General features: G+C 70.6%; 14 protein-coding genes and 1 tRNA gene. 7 read left to right on the top strand and 8 right to left on the bottom strand.

Annotated features, from left to right (window positions below):
* Positions 1-122: 122 nt before the first annotated feature.
* Complete coding sequence (locus HDA41_RS19665) at positions 123-593, top strand: ATP-binding protein (RefSeq protein WP_184985688.1); 471 nt, start codon at positions 123-125, stop codon at positions 591-593.
* Between the two features lie 102 nt (positions 594-695).
* Here the strand turns inward: HDA41_RS19665 and HDA41_RS19660 are convergent, their stop codons facing one another.
* The 3 genes from HDA41_RS19660 to HDA41_RS19650 form a co-directional block, all read right to left on the bottom strand.
* On the bottom strand, positions 696-3,689 hold the full coding sequence (locus tag HDA41_RS19660) for a glycine--tRNA ligase (protein WP_184985686.1): 2,994 nt from the start codon (positions 3,687-3,689) through the stop codon (positions 696-698).
* A 228-nt stretch (positions 3,690-3,917) separates the two neighbouring features.
* Complete coding sequence (locus HDA41_RS19655) at positions 3,918-5,384, bottom strand: aminopeptidase P family protein (protein WP_184985684.1); 1,467 nt, start codon at positions 5,382-5,384, stop codon at positions 3,918-3,920.
* 76 nt (positions 5,385-5,460) lie between these two features.
* The gene (locus HDA41_RS19650) at positions 5,461-7,011 is read right to left on the bottom strand and encodes a PP2C family protein-serine/threonine phosphatase (protein WP_184985682.1); all 1,551 of its coding nucleotides are present in this window, start codon (positions 7,009-7,011) and stop codon (positions 5,461-5,463) included.
* A 501-nt stretch (positions 7,012-7,512) separates the two neighbouring features.
* Here HDA41_RS19650 and HDA41_RS19645 point away from each other — a divergent pair.
* Both HDA41_RS19645 and HDA41_RS19640 read left to right on the top strand, forming a co-directional pair.
* The gene (locus HDA41_RS19645; protein ID WP_184985680.1) at positions 7,513-8,178 is read left to right on the top strand and encodes a bifunctional DNA primase/polymerase; all 666 of its coding nucleotides are present in this window, start codon (positions 7,513-7,515) and stop codon (positions 8,176-8,178) included.
* A gap of 55 nt (positions 8,179-8,233) precedes the next feature.
* Positions 8,234-8,872 (top strand): hypothetical protein, encoded by a 639-nt coding sequence (locus tag HDA41_RS19640; protein WP_184985678.1) that lies wholly within the window; start codon positions 8,234-8,236, stop codon positions 8,870-8,872.
* A gap of 242 nt (positions 8,873-9,114) precedes the next feature.
* On the opposite strand, the gene HDA41_RS19635 is transcribed toward HDA41_RS19640, so the two are convergent.
* From HDA41_RS19635 to HDA41_RS19625, 3 genes are all read right to left on the bottom strand, one after another.
* A complete protein-coding gene (locus tag HDA41_RS19635) occupies positions 9,115-10,080 on the bottom strand; it encodes a DUF5926 family protein (protein ID WP_184985676.1) in 966 nt (321 codons plus the stop codon).
* Between the two features lie 158 nt (positions 10,081-10,238).
* On the bottom strand, positions 10,239-10,877 hold the full coding sequence (locus HDA41_RS19630) for an ATP-binding protein (protein WP_184985675.1): 639 nt from the start codon (positions 10,875-10,877) through the stop codon (positions 10,239-10,241).
* A gap of 161 nt (positions 10,878-11,038) precedes the next feature.
* Positions 11,039-11,866, bottom strand: coding sequence for a glycerophosphodiester phosphodiesterase (locus HDA41_RS19625; RefSeq protein WP_184985673.1), 828 nt, complete (start codon positions 11,864-11,866; stop codon positions 11,039-11,041).
* A 286-nt stretch (positions 11,867-12,152) separates the two neighbouring features.
* On the opposite strand from HDA41_RS19625, the gene HDA41_RS19620 reads away from it, so the two are divergent.
* The 3 genes from HDA41_RS19620 (at position 12,153) to HDA41_RS19610 (ending at position 15,409) form a co-directional block, all read left to right on the top strand.
* Entirely contained in the window at positions 12,153-13,616 is a 1,464-nt protein-coding gene (locus tag HDA41_RS19620) for a S1C family serine protease (RefSeq protein WP_184985671.1), read from the top strand.
* Positions 13,617-13,679: 63 nt separating this feature from the next.
* A tRNA-Ser gene (locus tag HDA41_RS19615) sits at positions 13,680-13,766 on the top strand.
* A gap of 422 nt (positions 13,767-14,188) precedes the next feature.
* Complete coding sequence (locus tag HDA41_RS19610; RefSeq protein ID WP_184985669.1) at positions 14,189-15,409, top strand: SpoIIE family protein phosphatase; 1,221 nt, start codon at positions 14,189-14,191, stop codon at positions 15,407-15,409.
* Positions 15,410-15,716: 307 nt separating this feature from the next.
* Here the strand turns inward: HDA41_RS19610 and HDA41_RS19605 are convergent, their stop codons facing one another.
* Both HDA41_RS19605 and HDA41_RS19600 read right to left on the bottom strand, forming a co-directional pair.
* Positions 15,717-16,874 carry an NAD-dependent formate dehydrogenase gene (locus tag HDA41_RS19605; protein WP_184985667.1) on the bottom strand — a complete coding sequence of 386 codons (1,158 nt, stop codon included), beginning with the start codon at positions 16,872-16,874 and terminating at the stop codon, positions 15,717-15,719.
* Between the two features lie 144 nt (positions 16,875-17,018).
* Positions 17,019-17,213, bottom strand: a complete 195-nt coding sequence (locus HDA41_RS19600) for a hypothetical protein (protein WP_184985666.1) — start codon at positions 17,211-17,213, stop codon at positions 17,019-17,021.
* 213 nt (positions 17,214-17,426) lie between these two features.
* Here HDA41_RS19600 and HDA41_RS19595 point away from each other — a divergent pair, with 213 nt between their 5' ends.
* Positions 17,427-18,566 (top strand): glutathione-independent formaldehyde dehydrogenase, encoded by a 1,140-nt coding sequence (locus HDA41_RS19595; protein WP_184985664.1) that lies wholly within the window; start codon positions 17,427-17,429, stop codon positions 18,564-18,566.
* Positions 18,567-18,574: the final 8 nt, after the last annotated feature.

The following is an 18,574-nucleotide window of genomic DNA, read 5'->3' as shown; positions in this document are numbered from 1 at the left end:
TACACCGGTCAGGGAGGGGGCGCATCCGCCGTATGGGCGGCATCACGTCAACTTCACGCTTACATGCGGGGACTCAGGGCAATACGTAACGGTATGTCGAGCCGCGGCCAGGAGGCTGGAGCATGAGCATCTGGTGGTCACTCCATCTGCGGCGCGAAGCTGCGAGCGTGCCGCTCGCCAGGCGCCTTCTGATCGGCACGATGGAGACTGCGGGCGTCGATCCCGATATCTCCTACGACCTTTCCGTCGCCCTCAGCGAGGCCTGCGCGAACGCCGTGGAGCACGGCGGGGCCACGGCGCGCGGTGGCCCGGGTTCGGAGGCGTACCGGGTTACGGCGTACCTCGACGGCGAGAAGTGCCGGATCGAGGTCGCCGACGCGGGCCCGGGGTTCCCCGCGGCCTCCGCCGGCCGGTCCCGCCCGCCGGTCCGGCCCGCACACACCGACGCGGAGAACGGCAGAGGGCTGTGCCTCATCGAGGAGCTCGCCGACCATGTCCACATCGGCAACAAGCCGGGCCGGGGCGGGGCCGTGGTGAGCTTCGACAAGGTTCTCAAGTGGCGCAAGGACGCAACGCCGCTGATGGCGGTCTGACCTCTGCCGACGACCGGTCGGCCCGGAGGCGGTGTTTCACGTGAAACGTCCGCCCCCTGACGCGTCCGTCCCTTGGACGTCCGCCCTCCGGCCGTCCCTCCCCTACAGCGCGCCCCAGTCCAGCGTCGTACGCGCCAGCCCCGCCACCTGAGTGAGCAGTGCCAGCCGGGCCGCCCGCACCGCCGGGTCGGGGTCCATCACCAGCACCTCGTCGAAGAAGGCGCCGATCGCCTCGACCAGCGGGGCGGACACCTCGATCAGAGCACCGAGGTCGCCCTCGCGGCCGTGCAGGGCCTGGCGTACGGCGTCGGCGCTCTCGGCGAGACGCAGCTCGGCGGGCGCGGTCAGCAGGGACGGATCTGCCGCCTGGACGCCGCCCTCGGGAAGGATGCGCACCACCCGCTGGAACGCGGCAGCGAGTGCCTCGAACGCCTCCGTGCCGATGTGCCGCTCCAGTGTCGCCAGGGTGCGGTCACCGTGGGAGGGCCGGTCGGCCCACACCAGGACGGCCTGGACGAGCCGGTGCTCGTGCCCGGCGTCCGTGAGCTGCTGCTCATAGCGACGGGTGACCAGCTCGGCGGCCTCGGCGACCCGCTCGGCGGGCACCTCGACACCCTGCGCGGCGTACCGTACGGCCGCCGCGCGCAACCCTTCGCTCACCCGCACGCCGGCCACGGCAGGCACACTGCGCAGCACGTTGAGCAGCCCGATCGCGGCCCGGCGCACCCCGTAGGGATCGGAACTCCCGGTCGGCGCGGCGCCGATCACGAACATGCCCGTCACCAGGTCGAACCGATCGGCGAGCGACAGTACGGCACCCGCGTCCCCGGCCGGCAGGGCGCCGCCGGCGGAGCGCGGCAGCTCCATCTCGGCCAGGGCCCGGGCGACCTCGGCGGACTCGCCGGCCCGGCGGGCGTACTCCTCGGCCATCACCCCGGCCAGTCCGGAGAACTCGATCACCATCTGCGACGCCAGGTCGAACTTCGCCAGCGCACCGGCGCGCCGGACGACGTCCACCGCCTCCTCGGGGAGCCCGGCGCGTCCGGCCAGGTCGAGGGCGAGGGAGGCGAGCCGGTCGGCGCGGTCGGCGACCGTACCGAGCCGGTCCTCGAACGTCAGCTTGTCCAGCCGGCGCCGGAACTCCGCCGGCGGCACCTTCAGATCCGCCCGCCAGAAGAACGCGGCATCCTCGTAACGGGCCCGCAGCACCGCCTCGTTGCCCGCCCGCACCACGTCGTCGTCGCACAGGGCGTTGGCGAAGGTGACGAAGTGCGGCATCAGCCGCTCGCCGTTCAGCACCGGCAGATAGCGCTGGTGCTTGCGCATCACGGTGGTCAGGACGCTCGCGGGCAGTTCCAGATAGCGCTCGTCGAACGACCCCCGCACGGCGTAGGGGAACTCCAGGATGTCGGTGATCTCGTCGATCAGATCGGCCTGGCCCTCCACGTCGATCCGCCCGCCCACCTCGGCCGCCGCCTCCAGGGCACCGCGGACCACCGCGCCGCGCCGGGCGTCCCGGTCGAGCAGGATGCCGTGCATGTGCAGGAAGTGCGGGTAGCCCTCGGCCGAGGTCACGCGGACGATCGGGTAGGGAGCCTGACGCTGCACCCGCGTCGTGTCGCCCGCGGCGAGCGAGGAGACCACCACGGGCAGGGGAGTACGGCCCAGCAGCGCGAGCAGCCAGCGAACGGGCCGTGAGAACGACAGACCTGGGTCGCTCCACCGCATGTTCCGGCCGGCACGCAGCCCCGCCACGACCTCGGCCAGCAGATCGCTGAGCACCTCGGCGGCCGGACGCCCCTCCTCGTGCCGGGTGACGGCCACGTACTCGACACCCTTGACGTTGACGATCCGCACGTCGGTCGGCTCGGCCCCCTGACTGCGGGCGAAGCCCAGCAGGGCAGGCGTCGGAGCGCCGTCCTTGAAGGCGGCGGCGACCTTGGGGCCGCGCACCGTCCGCATGGTGTCCCGCTCGCGCGGCTGCACCCCGTCGACCGTGATCACGATCCGGCGGGGCGTGGCCATCACGGTGATCGGGCCGTGCCCCAGGCGGGTGGCGGCCAGCTTGGCGGTGACCGACTCGCGCACCGCCTCGGTGGTGGCGGGGACGTCGGCGTACGGCAGTTCCTCCACGCCGATCTCGAACAGCAGCGTCTCGACGCCGGGCACCTTGGGCAGCGTGGCCCGCTGGGCCGGGGCCGGTGCGGCCGCCACCCCGAGCGGATGCTCCAGCGCGGCCCGCCGCCGCTCCCACAGCTTGGCCGACTCGTGCGTCAGGCCGCGCATCAGCGCGAACGCCTTGGCCCGCTCAGTGGTGCTGATCGCGCCGCGCGCGTCGAGCACGTTGAAGGTGTGGCTGCACTTGAGCACGTAGGTGTACGCCGGGACCGGCAACTCCAGGTCGAGCAGGCGCCGGGCCTCGGCCGCGTACGCGTCGAAGAGCCGCTGGTTGGTGTCGAGGTCGGCGTCGTCGAGGTAGTAGCGGCTCATCTCGTACTCGTTCTGCCCGAACACCTCGCCGTACGTGATGCCCGGCGCGTAGACGATGTCCTTGAAGTGGGCCACGCCCTGAAGGTTCATCAGGATGCGTTCGAGGCCGTACGTGATCTCCACCGACACCGGGTCCAGGGCGACACCGCCGACCTGCTGGAAGTAGGTGAACTGGGTGATCTCCATGCCGTCCAGCCAGACCTCCCAGCCCAGCCCCCAGGCGCCGAGCGCGGGCGAGGCCCAGTTGTCCTCGACGAACCGCACGTCGTGCGCGCCCAGGTCGACACCGAGCGCCTGCAGGCTGCCCAGGTACAACTCCTGCGGATTGCCCGGGTCGGGCTTGAGGATGACCTGGAACTGGGTGTGGGTCTGGAGCCGGTTGGGGTTCTCGCCGTAGCGCGAGTCGTCCGGCCGCACGCTCGGCTCCACGTAGGCGACGCTCCACGGCTCGGGGCCGAGCACCCGCAGCGCCGTGGCCGGGTTGGCCGTACCCGCTCCGACCTCGGTGTTCAACGGCTGCGTGATCATGCAGCCGTTGTCGCTCCAGTACTTCTGCAGGGTGAGGATGGCGTCCTGCATGGTCAGCGCCGTCTGGACGTTCTTCATGCTGTTCCCCGAGTCGGCCCGGCAAGGTCGGCCATGATCTCACACGCCAACTACCGTTGACCTGCGGTTTTTTGGACCCTGGCCGGATGCCGCCGGTCGGTTCACAGTCGGCTCGCAGCCCGGCCTCACGCACCTGACGGGCGGCGTCCCTGGACGGCGTACTGTTCCTGGATGCCTTGGGGGCGCGGGGAACCGCGCGACCAGCCCCCACGCACCCGCACCCGAAACTCAGCCCTTGACGGAGGCCATCCACGCCTCGACCTCATCCGAGCGCCGCGGCAACGCCGCACTCAGATTCCGGTTGCCGTCCTCCGTCACGAGGATGTCGTCCTCGATCCGCACACCGATACCCCGGTACTCCTCCGGCACCGTCAGATCATCGGCCTGGAAGTACAGCCCCGGCTCGACGGTCAGGCACATCCCCGGCTCCAGCACACCGTCGACATACGTCTCGGTCCGCGCGGCAGCGCAGTCGTGCACGTCCATCCCGAGCATGTGCCCGGTCCCGTGCAACGTCCACCGCCGCTGAAGCCCCAGCTCCAGCACCCGCTCCACCGGCCCCTCGACCAGCCCCCACTCGACCAGCTTCTCGGCCAGCACCCGCTGCGCGGCGTCGTGGAAGTCCCGGTACTTCGCCCCCGGCTGCACCGCCGCGATCCCGGCCTCCTGGGCCTCGAACACGGCGTCGTAGATCTTCCGCTGAATCTCGCTGAACCGGCCGTTGACCGGCAGTGTGCGCGTGACGTCGGCGGTGTAGTACGTGTGCGTCTCCACACCCGCGTCGAGCAGCAGCAGGTCACCCGACCGCACGGGCCCGTCGTTGCGCACCCAGTGCAGCGTGCAGGCGTGCGGACCGGCCGCGGCGATCGTGCCGTAGCCGACGTCGTTGCCCTCCACGCGCGCGCGGAGGAAGAACGTGCCCTCGATGTACCGCTCGGAGGTCGCCTCGGCCTTGTCGAGGACCTTCACCACGTCCTCGAAGCCACGCACGGTCGAGTCGACGGCCTTCTGGAGCTCGCCGATCTCGAACTCGTCCTTGACCAGCCGCGCCTCGGAGAGGAAGACCCGCAGCTCCTCGTCACGCTCGGCGGTGACCTTGTCGGTCAGCGCGGCCTCGATGCCGGCGTCGTACCCGCGCACGACCCGCACGGGGCCCGTGGCCTCGCGCAGCGCCCCGGTCAGCTCGCGCACGTCGGAGGCGGGGATGCCGTACAGCTTCTCCGCCTCGGTGAGGGAGTGGCGGCGGCCGACCCACAGCTCGCCCTGGCCGTCCAGCCAGAACTCGCCGTTCTCCCGGTTCGACCGCGGCAGGAGGTAGATCGTCGCCTGGTGGCTCTCGCCCTTGGGCTCCAGGACCAGGACGCCGTCCTCGGTCTGGTTGCCGGTGAGGTAGGTGTACTCGACGGAGGCGCGGAAGGCGTACTCGGTGTCGTTCGAGCGGGTCTTCAGGTTGCCCGCGGGGATCACCAGCCGCTCGCCCGGGAAGCGCGCGGACAGCGCGGCCCGGCGGGCCGCGGTCTCGGCGGCCTGGGGGATGGGCCGGAGGTCACGCAGCTCGGTGTCAGCCCAGCCGCTCTTCATGTTCTCGGCAAGCTCGTCGGACACGCCGGGGTACAGTCCGTTCTTCCGCTGCTTGATCGGCTCCTCTTCGGCAGTCTCCGGGGTGTCCGAAGGCTCTTCTGCCACGGCGGTCATCCTCCTCGATACGGCACTGGACCGCCCTCCACTCTACGGCGGCGCGGAAGCGGTCTCAGGGCGATGACGAGGAGCGTTACTCGAACCGAACCGCCAGCAGGACGACGTCCTCCGCACCGTCCTCCCCCAGTCTCGAATTCGCTCGACCGGGAGGTACCCCCCCGTCCAGCCCGTCCGGCAGCACGCTGCGCAGGACGTGGTCGGCGAGGGCGCCGGGGTCGCGCCGCAGTGCTCGGGGCGCTCCGGCCGCCGCCGCGTGCAGCCGGGCGAAGGCGCGGTCGGTGGTCTCGCCGGTGCGGTGCAGCAGCCCGTCGGTGTAGAGCAGAACCGTCTCTCCGGGCTCGGCGAGGATCTCCACGCTCGGCGCCTCCCAGCAGGCGAGCATGCCGAGGGGGGCGGAGACCGACGTCTCCACGAACTCGGTGCGGCGCTGTCCGAGCAGCAGCGGCGGGCTGTGTCCGGCACCGGCCAGCGTGATCTTGCGGGCGGCCGGCTCGCAGTAGCCGAAGAGGGCGGTGGCCGAGCGGGCCGGCTCGGTCAGCCGCAGCAGCAGCTCCAGGTCGGACAGGACGGCGACCGGGTCCTCCCCCTCCATCACGGCGTACGCCCGCAGGGACGCCCGCAGCCGCCCCATCGCGGCGACCGCGCTGGGCCCCGCCCCGGTGACGGACCCGACCGCGAGGCCGAGGGCGGCGTCGGGCAGCGGCAGCGCGTCGTACCAGTCGCCGCCGCCGCGCGGGCCCGTGCGGTGCCGGGCGGCGAGCTGGACACCGGCCACCCGCGGCAGCCGCGCGGGCAGCAGCTCCTCCGACATGGTCGCCATGGACGCGCGCGTGCGCTCCAGTTCCAGGAGCCGGGCCAGGTGTTCGGCGGCGTACCGGGCGTACAGACCGACGAGGTGGCGCTGCCGCTCGTTCGGTTCGGCGGGTTCGTCGTAGAGCCACACGACGGCGCCGAGGCGGCCGGCGGACTCGGTCGTCAGAGGGAGGGCGTAGCTGGCGGCGTAGCCGAGGCGGGCCGCGACCTCACGGTGGCGGGGGTCGAGTCCCTCCTCGGCGAACAGGTCGGGCTGGGCGATGCCGTCCTCGCCGCCGGGCGGTCCGTCGAGGATCCGGCCGTAGGACAGGGCGCTGCGGGGCACGGTCTCGATGTGGCCGAGGTCGGCGCGAGCCAGGCCCAGGCCGATGGTGGTGTCCGGGCCCAGGCCGTCGCCGGGTTCCAGGACGACGAGGCCGCGGCGGGCGCCCACCAGGGCGGCGCCGGCCCGCAGCTGTTCGTGGAGCGCCTGGTCGAGCGCGGACGTGCGGGTCAGGCGCTCGGTCAGCTCGTGGAGGGTGGTGAGGTCGGAGACCCAGCCGGCGAGACGGTCCTGGAATACCGCGCCCGGTGGGGCAGGAGGGTTTGCCGGGGCGGACGAGGAGGTACCCGCCGCGACAGGCGCGACAGTGTGTGCTGGTGATGGAACCGTTGCATCGATTCCAGCCACTTTCGGAGGGTGCGGGGCGTTCATGGCGTCCGGCTTTCCGACCAGCGCGTACTGCTCAAAAGCATCGCAAACCCCCATGTCATTCTGCGCCGCTAGCAGTGTCTCCACATGTACACGCACTCGTGAGGAGATGTCCAGCATTGTCCTGCTGGGATTCCTGGTGTCCGTGAGGTCCGAGGGAAAAGTCTCCTTCCTCTTGCCTAAATGCAAAGTTGGCTTAAAACTGCCGCATAGGACGGCTTATTGCGGTCGACTGGGCTTGCTCGACGGAGCGTCACAACGGTCGCGATGGGTACGTACTCGGTGAAGGCCAGGGGTGGTTGCGAACTACCCGGAACCTGGTGACGGACCCGGGCGTCTTAGCCACCGACGACCGTGCCCCATCCTCCCGTGGCGGAGGCGGAGAGAAATACGCGCGACGGCAAACGCCATACTTCGCCACCCCTACGCCACACCCGTGCTTTTGATAGACGCAGTATGGGCGGGACGGCCGCGGAGGCAGTCAATGCTCGACCCATAGGGGTTCCCCTTGCGCACGGCAGGGGTGTGATGCGCCAACAGGTACGCACAGTGAAGTGATCGACACATGATGTGATGTGGACCACGGTGTTGCCGGCGTGCAACGGAAAGGAACGAGCGCACATGCGCGAGATCCTCGGAAGGCGACGCAGGCTCCTGTCCCAGCGCAGCGACGGGAGGCCTGAGCTGATCGGCGCGGCCCTGACCTACGCGACGGAATGGCAGTGGCCCGTACTCCCGGGCGTGGCGGCGGACCCCGAGGGGCGGAACCGCTGCGGTTGCCCGGACCCCGAGTGCACGGTCCCCGGCGCGCACCCCTTCGACCCCGGCCTGCTCGCGGCCACCACGGACGGGCGCATGGTGCGCTGGTGGTGGGGCAACCGACCCACGGCGCCGATCGTCCTGGCCACCGGCGGCAAGGCGCCCTGCGCGGTCTCCCTGCCCGCCCTGCCGGCGGCCCGCGCCCTCGACGCGCTCGACGGCATGGGCATGCGGCTCGGCCCGGTCGTCGCGTCCCCCGCCCGCTGGGCGATCCTCGTGAAGCCGTACTCCATGGAGCAGCTCGGCGAACTGCTCTACGCCAAGGACTTCGTGCCCGGCTCCCTCCGTTTCCACGGGGAGGGCGGCTACCTGGCGCTGCCGCCGTCCGAGACGGGGCAGGGCGAGATCCGCTGGGAGCGGGCGCCGCTGCCCGGCTCGGCCTCGCCGTGGGTGCCCGATGTGGAGGCTGTGGTGGACGCCGCGGTCGAGGCCCTCACTCGTACGGGTGTGAGCGCACCCGAGTTGTAGGGCCGTAGGGCGCGCCGGGCCCGGGTTCCGCCCCGGCGCGTTATGTTCCGGGGCCATGCCGCGTCATTCCCGGGGCCGGCCCCGGGGCCCCCGAAAGGTCCGACTGTTCGCCCTCGCGGGCGTCGTGGCGGCGTGCGCGGTCGTACTGCCGCTGGCCGTGGCGTCCGCGAGGTCCCCGGATGCGGGGGAGGCGACCACACATGCCGAGGACTCGGCGGGCGGTGCCGGGGCACGCGGCGGTTCTGTGGCCGGTTCCGGACGGGGAGGCGTACGTTCCTCCCCGCCGTCCGCGGACGGCAAGGGGCCTTCCGCCGTGGCCGGCCTCCCCGCGCTCGGCCCGGGGCTGTCCACCGCCGCGCGCTGCGGCCCCGAACTCTCCTCACCCGACGGCGTCGAGGCGCAGACCTGTGTCGTGAGGCAGGCCGCGGGCACCTGGGCCCGGACCTACTACCGCAACGCGACCGGCGAGGCGCTGTACGCCGTACTGAGCCTGATGGGGCCCGGCGCCCGGACCGTGCGGATCACGTGCGCGGTGGGCGCCGAGGACGAGCCGGGGACCTGTGAGACACCCCGTGAACCCGCACGCGGGGATCTGGCGGCGTACACGGCGGTCGCGGAGTTCGCCCGGCGGGCCGGCCAGGGGCCGCTGCTGCTGCGCTCGGGGAGCAACTCGCCCATGGCAGCGGGAAGTTGACGATCGGACGCGTTCCGTGAACCGTCGCCGCAAAGAAAGACCCGGTTGCTGGCGACGGGGGATGCACCAGCAACCGGGCTACAGGAACGGTAACAAGAGATCGGCGGTTCGCAAATTCGCTCTCGCCCTTTCCAGTCACCGACTGGCTTGTGCCGGACGGGAGTTGTGAAGGGTGTGCCGGTTCGGAGGACGCGGGTCCGGCCGGCCGGCCGAGCGGCCGGACCGGGCCCCGTGGCGTTCCGTCAGCTGAGCGTGACCTGCCGGTTGGTGAGGCCTCCCCGCGCACGGCGCTCGTCCGCGGTGAGCGGCGCGTCCGTGGCCAGGGCCGTGGCGAGGCGCTCGGCGAACTCCGCCGCCGGCTTCTCCACGTCCTCGGCCGTGACCCCGCTCGGCAGGTCCCAGACCGGCACTGTGAGCCCGTGAGCGCGGAAGGAGCCCACCAGACGGGTGCCCTCGCCCAGGCTGGACCGGCCCGCCGCGTGCAGCCGCGCGAGAGCGTCCAGAAGCTGCTCCTCGGGGTGGGGCATGACCCACCGCAGATGGTTCTTCTCGGGCGTTTCGCACCAGTAGGCGGCGTCCACGCCCTGGAGCTTGACGGTCGGGATGGCCGCGGCGTTGGCCCGCTCCAGGGAGGCGGTCACCTCCGGGCTGGCGTTCTCCGGGTCCGGCACCCAGAACTCGAAGCCGCTGTGCACTTCTGGCTCGAAGGCGCCCTCCGGGTCGAGCAGATCCTGCAGCCGCGGACCGTCGGCCGGGGCGCGGCGACCCTGCACCGGTGTGCCGGGCTCGGCTTCCAGGGCGCGCTGGAGGGTGTCGGCGAGGTCGCGGCTGATGTCGCCCGAGGAAGTGTCGTTCTGCAGGCCGAGCAGGACCGAGCCGTCGTCGCGGCGCAGGGCGGGCCAGGCCATCGGCAGGACCGTGGCCAGCGTGACCGCCGGGACGCCGTCGGGGAGGCCGTCCTTGAGCGTCAGCCCGGCCGTGGCCGCCGGGACCAGCTCGCGCAGGGCCACCCAGTCGCACTCGCCGGGCAGGCCCTCGAAGGGGCGGTGCACCAGCTCGGTCGCGGCGTGGGCCGCGGCCCGGCCGTGGCAGGCCTTGTAGCGGCGGCCGCTGCCGCAGGGGCAGGGCTCGCGGGCGCCGACAACCGGGATCTCCCCGTCCGTGATCTGCGGGCGCTTGGCCTTCGTCTGGGGTCGCTTCTTGGCCATCGATGGGTCTCCCGGTTACGGCTCGTCTCGTACGGTCGCGAGCCTAGCCGTTCGCGCCTCGGGGGACGCGGTCCTGTGGACGACAGGGGGTTTGTGGGCAACACCGGTCCCGTGGACAACAGCGATCCCGCGGACAACCGGGTTGGGCCGGCGCCGCGTCAGTCCATGTCGTCGAACGCGTCGGCGAAGTCCAGCCCGGGTATCTGGGACACCGCCGGGGCTGTGACGCGCGTCGCGAAGTCGTCGCGGCGGTGGCCGGCGTCCGGGTCGTACACGTCGGCGTGGACGACGACCCACACGGTGACCTCGCCGCGGATGTCGTCCCGGACACCCCAGTCGTCGGCCAGCGCGGTGATGATGTTCAGCCCGCGGCCGCCGTGCGCCGTGACCGACGGGGTCGCCGGGGCGGGACGGGTCGGGCCACCGCCGTCCGTGACCTCGACGATGAGCCGGCCGGACGGATCCACGCGCCACGCCGCACGGACGTCACCGTCACCGGAGAGCGCGTCGCCCAGGGGCCTGCCGTGTTTGCACGCGTTGCTCAAAAGTTCGGAAAGGATCAATAGGGCGTCGTCGATGACCGATTCCGCTACGCCACCTCTGCGCAACTGCGCGCGCATACGGTGTCGTGCTTTCCCCACGCCCGCAGGGCCATGAGGTACGGCCATGCTCGACGACGTGGGCACCTCCTGTGCCACCACCAACGCCACCCCCGAGACCTCCTTTGCCCCACGCCACGGTGTGGATGCCCCATTGGCCTGTACCGGAAACCGGCCAACACGCGTCCTATGACGCATTCACCACGATCGAATACCGACCGAACGCGCCGGAGCACTCCCTGTAATCATGTGGCTGGATTTCGTCGGTGTGGCCGAGACGCGAGGATCCCGCCCGCCAAGGGGTGAGGTCAAGAGGTGTGCGTGGGTCTGGTGGGACTTGTGTGGTCGGCCCGGTATCTTCAGCGGCCGAGCTGGTCGAGCACCGCGCGCGGGCGGTTGGTGATGATGGCGTCCACGCCCAGGCCGACGCAGAGATCCACGTCCTCTGGCTCGTTCACGGTCCACACGTGCACCTGGTGGCCGGCCCGCTTCAGGCGCTCCACATAGTCGGGGTGGTTGCGCACGATCCGCAGGGACGGGCCCGCGATCCCCACGCCCAGGGGCAGGCGTCCGTCGCGCAGCCGGGGCGAGACGAACTGCATCAGGTAGACCGTCGGCAGGGTCGGCGAGGCGGCACGCACGCGGTGCAGCGAACGGGCCGAGAAGCTCATGACCCGCGTCTGGGACTCCTCGGCGGCGGCCGGGGCGTCGAGGCCGAAGCGCTTCAGCAGCACCAGCAGCCGCTCCTCGACCTGCCCCGCCCAGCGCGTGGGGTGCTTGGTCTCGATGGCCAGTTCCACCCGGCGTCCGGCGTCGGCGACGAGTTCGAGCAGCCGCTCCAGGGTGAGGACGGACGTCGCCTCACGGTCCTCCGGGCGGTGCTCCCAGTCGGGGTCCTCGTCACGCCCTCTGTAGGCCTCGCCTGTCTTCCAGGAGCCGAAGTCCAGGGCGGCGAGGTCGGCGAGCTCCAGGGCGGAGACCGCGCCGCGGCCGTTGGACGTACGGTTGATCCGGCGGTCGTGTACGCACACCAGGTGGCCGTCGGCGGTGAGGCGCACATCGCACTCGAGGGCGTCCGCGCCGTCCTCGATCGCCTTGGTGTACGCGGCCAGGGTGTGTTCCGGGGCGTCCTCGGAGGCCCCCCGGTGGGCGACGACTTGAATCACATGCTGCCGTGCGTGGGTCACCGCGTCATGGTGCCACCGCACGCGGGTACGCGTCTGGTCGGACGGACCCGACGGATTCACAGGTCCGGACGGAGGCACTGGAATTGCATCCTTTTCGTTAGTAATGACCTATATAAAGAATGGCCCCGGACGCACAGCCACCGCTTATGGTGCTCTGACGGCCGGTGGGAAAAGCTGACGGCATACAAAGGGACGAGCACAGCCGTATCGCGCCGGACCGTCGCCGACGTGAAAAAGCGTGACCGAGTGCGACCCAGGAAACAGCCGTGGATCGAGGAGAGAAGCTGTGAGCACCGAGAACGAGGGCACCGCGGTACCCCCCGCCCCGTCCGCACCCCCCGTGCCGGTGGACACTCCCGCTGCTCCGGCACCACAGGGACAGGCACCACAGGGACAGGCGCCCCAGGGACAGGCACCCCAGGGACCGGGACCGTACGGACAGGACTCCCAGGGGCAGTCCGGCCACGGCCAGGGCGCTCCTGGTGACGCCGCACAGCAGGGTGTCTCCTCCTCCGCCCCGGACCCGTCCTGGCCCCCGCCCCCGCCGCCGGCCTCCCCGTCGTACGGCGACGGCGGTTCCGGTTCCGGCGGCGGCTGGGGTTCCTCGTACCAGCAGCCGGCGCCGAAGTCCGGCCGTGGCCGCGGCGGTCTGGTCGCCGCGATCCTGGTGGCCGCGCTGGCCGCGGGCGGCCTGGGCGGCGGTCTCGGCTACACGCTGGCGAAGAACAACGACGAGAGCAGCGGCTCGACGACGGTCTCCGCCTCCACCAGCGGCGGCGACGTCAAGCGCGACCCGGGCACGGTCGCGGGCGTGGCCGCCAAGGCGCTGCCCAGCACGGTCACGATCGAGGCCGAGAGCAACAGCGGCGAGGGCGGCACGGGCACGGGCTTCGTCTTCGACAAGCAGGGCCACATCGTCACCAACAACCACGTCGTGGCCGGAGCGGTGGACGGCGGCAAGCTCACCGCGACCTTCCCGAGCGGCAAGAAGTACGACGCCGAGGTGGTCGGGCACGCGCAGGGCTACGACGTGGCGGTCATCAAGCTCAAGAACGCCCCCGACGACCTGAAGCCGCTCACCCTCGGCGACTCGGACAAGGTGGCCGTCGGCGACGCGACCATCGCGATCGGCGCCCCGTTCGGCCTGTCCGACACGGTGACGACGGGCGTCATCAGCGCCAAGAACCGCCCGGTCGCCTCCAGCGACGGCAGCGGCAGCCAGGCGTCGTACATGAGCGCCCTGCAGACCGACGCCTCGATCAACCCGGGCAACTCCGGCGGGCCGCTGCTGGACGCGCAGGGCAACGTCATCGGCATCAACTCCGCGATCCAGTCCACCGGAAACGGCGGCTTCGGCACCGGCCAGTCCGGCTCGATCGGCCTGGGCTTCGCCATCCCGATCAACCAGGCCGAGTACGTCGCCCAGGAGCTGATCAAGACAGGCAAGCCGGTCTACGCGAAGATCGGCGCGTCCGTCTCCCTGGACGACCGCTCGGACGGCGCGCAGATCACCGAGCAGGGCGCGGGTGGCGCGGCACCGGTCGAGCCGGGCGGCCCGGCCGCCGAGGCGGGCCTCAAGCCCGGCGACGTCATCACCAAGCTCGACGACCGGGTGATCGACTCCGGCCCCACCCTGATCGGCGAGATCTGGACGCACAAGCCCGGCGACAAGGTCACGATCACCTACGAGCGCGGCGGCAAGCAGCACACGGTCGAGGTGACCCTGGGGTCGCGCATCGGCGACAACTGACCCCCACCCGCACGCACCGACCCGTTACCCTTGTCCCCGCGCCGCCGATCACGGCCGGCGCGGGGAGGTGTGCCCGAGCGGCCTAAGGGAACGGTCTTGAAAACCGTCGTGGCAGCGATGTCACCGTGGGTTCAAATCCCACCGCCTCCGCGCAGGTCATTGATGTTGCAGGTCAGAAGGGGCGTCCCTCAGTGAGGGGCGCCCCTTCTGCATGGGGCTTGTCTCACCTTGATCCGGCTCTGTCGCGTTGTGGATCACTGCGTGTGGACCAGGCGTGGACCAAGAGCACGAGAGAATGAGGAGGGCAGGCGCCGTACTCACGGCGGGCCGTGGCCCGGTCCACGGCAACTCGGAGGCGCACATAATCTGGGCAGTGGTCACCCTCATGACCAGGCGACTTACCCGCGGCCAGACCGCACCACCAGCCTTGAAGAGGGCGTCTCTCGCGTCGGCAGCCTGATCACCTCGCCCTGCACCGGCGTCCCGGATCCGCCACCGGCAAGCCCGGACGCTGGATCGCTCGTAGATTGGAAGTGCCAGCAGTCGCGCTCGCGGCCACCGGAGAGCGTGTAATGACAGCGGACATCGATTTCGCGGCGTTCTTCGACGCCACACCAAGCCCGTACCTGGTGCTGGACTCGGACCTGGTGATTCGCTACGTCAACCCGGCATGCGTGCAGAGCACCGGCCGGGCCAGGGATGAGCTGATCGGGAAGTACTTCTTCGACGCCCTGCCGGAACGCCCCGGTTCCCCCGACGAGGCGCAGCGCAATCTGAAGGCGTCACTGCGCCTCGTCCTGGACACCGGGAAGCCGGACACCATGGTGCTGCAGCGGTATGACGTCCCCCGGCCGGGCGGCTTCGAGGAGCGATGGTGGTCCGCGATCCACACCCCGATTGCCGGGCCTGACGGCAGGGTGAAGTGGATCGTCCAATGGACCGAGGACGTCACCGGCTTCGCCCGCTCGGGCCCAGCACGCCGGGATGAGCTCACCGACCAGGAGCAGGGCATGGCAGCCCAGCTTTACGGACGGGTCCGAGCGCTGCACCGGCTGAACCAGGAACTGCGCCAGGCCCACGCCCGTGAACGGCAAGTCGCCGTCACCCTGCAGGAAGCCATGCTCTCCGTCCCCGACCTGGACCAGCACAGCAACATCGCCGTGCGCTACCTACCGGCGATCACCTCACTGAACGTGTGCGGCGACTGGTACGACGTCGTCGACCTGCCCCCCGACCGCTACTCCGTGGCCGTCGGAGACGTCGTCGGCCACGGCTTGCAGGCCGCCGCCGTCATGGGCATGCTCCGCAGCGCCCTCAGCGCAGCCATCCGTGCCATCCCCAGCCCCGCCCAAGCTCTGGAGGTCCTCGGTCTGTACGCCCGCTCCCTGGACGGCGCAACGGCCGCAACCGCCGTCAAGGTACTCATCGACACCCGCAGCAGGCTGATCATCTACAGCAACGCCGGACACCCGCCGCCCGTCCTGCGCCACCCTGACGGGACCTGGGAACTGCTGGACCAGGCGACCGATCCGCCACTCGGCGCCCGCCCACACCATGTCCCCCGCCCCCAGGCCGGTCTGTCCTACAAACCGGGGGACATCCTCGTGTTGTACACCGACGGTCTCATCGAGCGCCGTGACGAGGACATCGACGCCAGCCTGGCACGCCTGACCACAGCCCTGGCTCAGGACAGCGCCCTCTCCCCTGACCAGTTGGCCGACGCGCTGCTGGCCCGCCTCGACGTCGCTGGTGGCGGCCCTGACGACATCGCCCTCGTCATCATCCGTCTATGACTCCGCGCGGCCTCATCGACAGCTTCACGGCGCTGTCCTCGGGGGCGATCCAGAACACGCACAGGGTGGGATGACGAAGGAGCCACCCCTCCTACGTCGGTGAGATGGCGCCCTTGGTCGGCCGGACCGCCTGCGTCCACTCGGTGTCGGCTGCCTCCAAGACACCGCTCGATCATCGGGTGCTGAGTGAGGCGATGGCGCCGGCGAGCGAGAAGAGGAGCAGTGGACCCTGTGCCTCGCAGGTCACAAGGGGTGTCTCGCAGCAGAGACACCCCTTCTGCGTGGGCCGCCCATGCCATGACGGATGTCAGACCGTGTAGGAGCGAGCCCCGGTCCCGGCCAGCCTGCCGCCCTCCACGATGAGGTACTCCTGACGGATCGGGCGGCTGTCCAGCCAGCACTCCAGGACTTCCCGCACGCCGGCCGCGTACCTGGCCTGTGCGGAGAGCGTCGAACCTGATACATGCGGTGTCATGCCCTCGTGCGGCATGCCGCGCCACGGGTGGTCCTCCTCCGGCGGCTCCGGATACCAGACGTCACCGGCGTAGCCCGCCAGATGGCCTCGCTCCAGGGCGCGTACCACGGCGTCCCGGTCGACGATCAGTGCGCGAGCCGTGTTGACGATGTACGCCCCGCGCTTCATGGTCGCCAGCATCTCGTCGTCGAAGAGGTTCACCGTCCTGGCGTGCAGCGGCGCGTGGATGGAGAGCACGTCCACGGCGGCCGCCAGGGAACGGGCGTCCGGATGCCAGGTCAGCCCCAGCTCCCGTTCGAGCTCCGGTGGCAACCTGTGGACGTCGTTGTAGTGCAGCTTCACCTCGAACGGCTGCAGTCGGCGGAGCACGGCCAGGCCGATGCGTCCGGCACCGAAAACGCCGACGTCCATGCCCTCCAGGTCGTAGTTCCGCGAGACGCTGTCGGCGACGTTCCACCCTCGGCGGGCGGTGACCCACTCGTGGGAGGGCAGGTAGTTGTGGACCAGGGCGAGGATCTGCATGACCGCGTGCTCCGACACGCTGATGCTGTTGCTGTAGGTGATCTCCGCGACGGTGACGTCGTGTTCGATGGCGCTCGGAAGGTCCACGTGGTCCGAACCGATCCCGGCTGTGATCGACAGCTTCAGCTGCGGCGCACGCCGGATCCGGTCAGGGGTGAGGTAGGCGGGCCAGAACGGCTGCGAGATCACCACGTCGGTGTCCGGGAGCTCGCGCTCCAGCACGGAGTCGGGCCCGTCCTTGTCGGAGGTGACGACCAGTGTGTGGCCGCGGTCCTCGAGGAAGGGACGCAGCCCGAGCTCCCCGGAGACACAGCCGACCAGCTCACCCGGCTTGAAGTCGAGGCTCTGCGGGGTGGGCGCCGTCTGCCCTCCGGGATAGCCGCCGATGACGGGAATCTCGTCCCGGGCGTAGCTGGGCGGGTAGCCGTCAACGGGATCCGGATAAAGAACCGTCAGAATTTTCGCCATGGCCGCGTCCTCTCGCCGAAGGGTCGGCGCGCAGGCGCAGTCCGCTGGGCCGCACACGCGCTCCGGCCGGCCTTGCTGTCCCGTTCCAGGTCCCCGGTCCGCCGCACAGCGAAACGGGACCCGGACCAGCCGAATCGCCCGGCGCTACGCCAGGGTGCCGGGGCCGCCCTCGGGCTGGGTGTCCGCGAACTCCCACCATGCGAGCGGCAGCCAGTCTCCGTCGACGAAGCCGTCGACGGACCCTCCACTGCCCCGTATGGCCACCCGGGTCCCTTCCGGATAGGTCGTGCCGGACAGGCCGGATACCGGGACGAGGAGCGTGCCGAGACGTCGCGACAAGGTTCTGAATCCTTCCGGAATGGTGCTGAATCGGATTTTGCAGTCTCTAGATGCAAATCATCTCATCATGCACCAGTCTGGAGTATGAGCCAGGACACAGAAGACCGGTGAGCTGCAGGGTTGGGGACCTGGTCCCGACGGACGCAGCGGGTCCCCCGGCGTATCCGTTCCGATCTGTGAGCGAACAACCACATCCAGTGGAAGGGTTCGATCATGAGGGCCGTCGTCTACAAGGGACCGTTCGAAGTCGCGATCGAGCAAGTGGAGGATCCCCGAATCCAGCACCCGAACGACGTGATCGTCCGTGTCACGTCCACCGCTATCTGCGGGTCGGACCTGCACATGTACGAGGGCCGCACGGCCGCCGAGCCGGGGATCGTCTTCGGCCACGAGAACCTCGGCGTCATCGAGGAGGCCGGTGACGGTGTGACGTCGCTCAGCCGCGGAGACCGCGTTGTCATGCCCTTCAACGTGGCCTGCGGCTTCTGCAAGAACTGCACGGCGGGCTTCACCGGCTTCTGCCTGACGGTGAACCCCGGTTTCGCCGGCGGAGCGTACGGCTATGTGGCGATGGGCCCCTTCGTGGGCGGCCAGGCCGAGTACGTACGGGTGCCGTACGCCGACTTCAACTGCCTGAAGCTCCCTGAGGGCACCGAGAAGGAAACCGACTTCGTGCTTCTGGCGGACATCTTCCCGACCGGATACCACGGCAACGAGCTGGCCGACGTGCGCCCCGGTGACAGCGTCGCCGTGTACGGCGGCGGCCCGGTCGGTCTGATGGCCGCCTACTCGGCGATGCTGCGCGGCGCGAGCAAGGTGTTCGTGGTCGACCGGGTGGCCGAGCGGCTGCAGAAGGCCGAGGAGATCGGCGCGGTACCGATCGACTTCACCCAGGGCAACCCGGTGGAGCAGATCAAGGAGCAGACCGCGGGTGAAGGCACGGACAAGGGCATCGACGCCGTCGGCTACCAGGCCCAGGCGCGTGGCGAGGACCGCGAGGAACCGGCGACCGTACTGAACTCCCTCGTCGAGACGGTCCGGCCGACGGGCGCTCTCGGTGTGCCGGGCCTGTACGTCCCGCGCGACCCCGGCGGACCGGACGAGCAGTCGAAGCAGGGCATGCTGGTGGTGGCCATCGGGCGTCTCTTCGAAAAGGGGCTGCGCGTGGGCACCGGACAGTGCAACGTCAAGCGCTACAACCGGCAGCTGCGCGACATGATCATCGAGGGCCGTGCGCAGCCCAGCTTCGTCGTTTCGCATGAGCTGCCCCTCGACCAGGCGCCGTCGGCGTACGAAAAGTTCGACAAGCGGACGGAGGGCTACACCAAGGTCGTCCTGCACCCGCACGAGTGAGAACGCCT

The organism is Streptomyces caelestis (genome assembly GCF_014205255.1).
GTDB lineage: Bacteria > Actinomycetota > Actinomycetes > Streptomycetales > Streptomycetaceae > Streptomyces > Streptomyces caelestis.
Note: the sequence above shows the minus strand (reverse complement) of the source record. Positions and strands in the feature narration are given on the sequence as shown.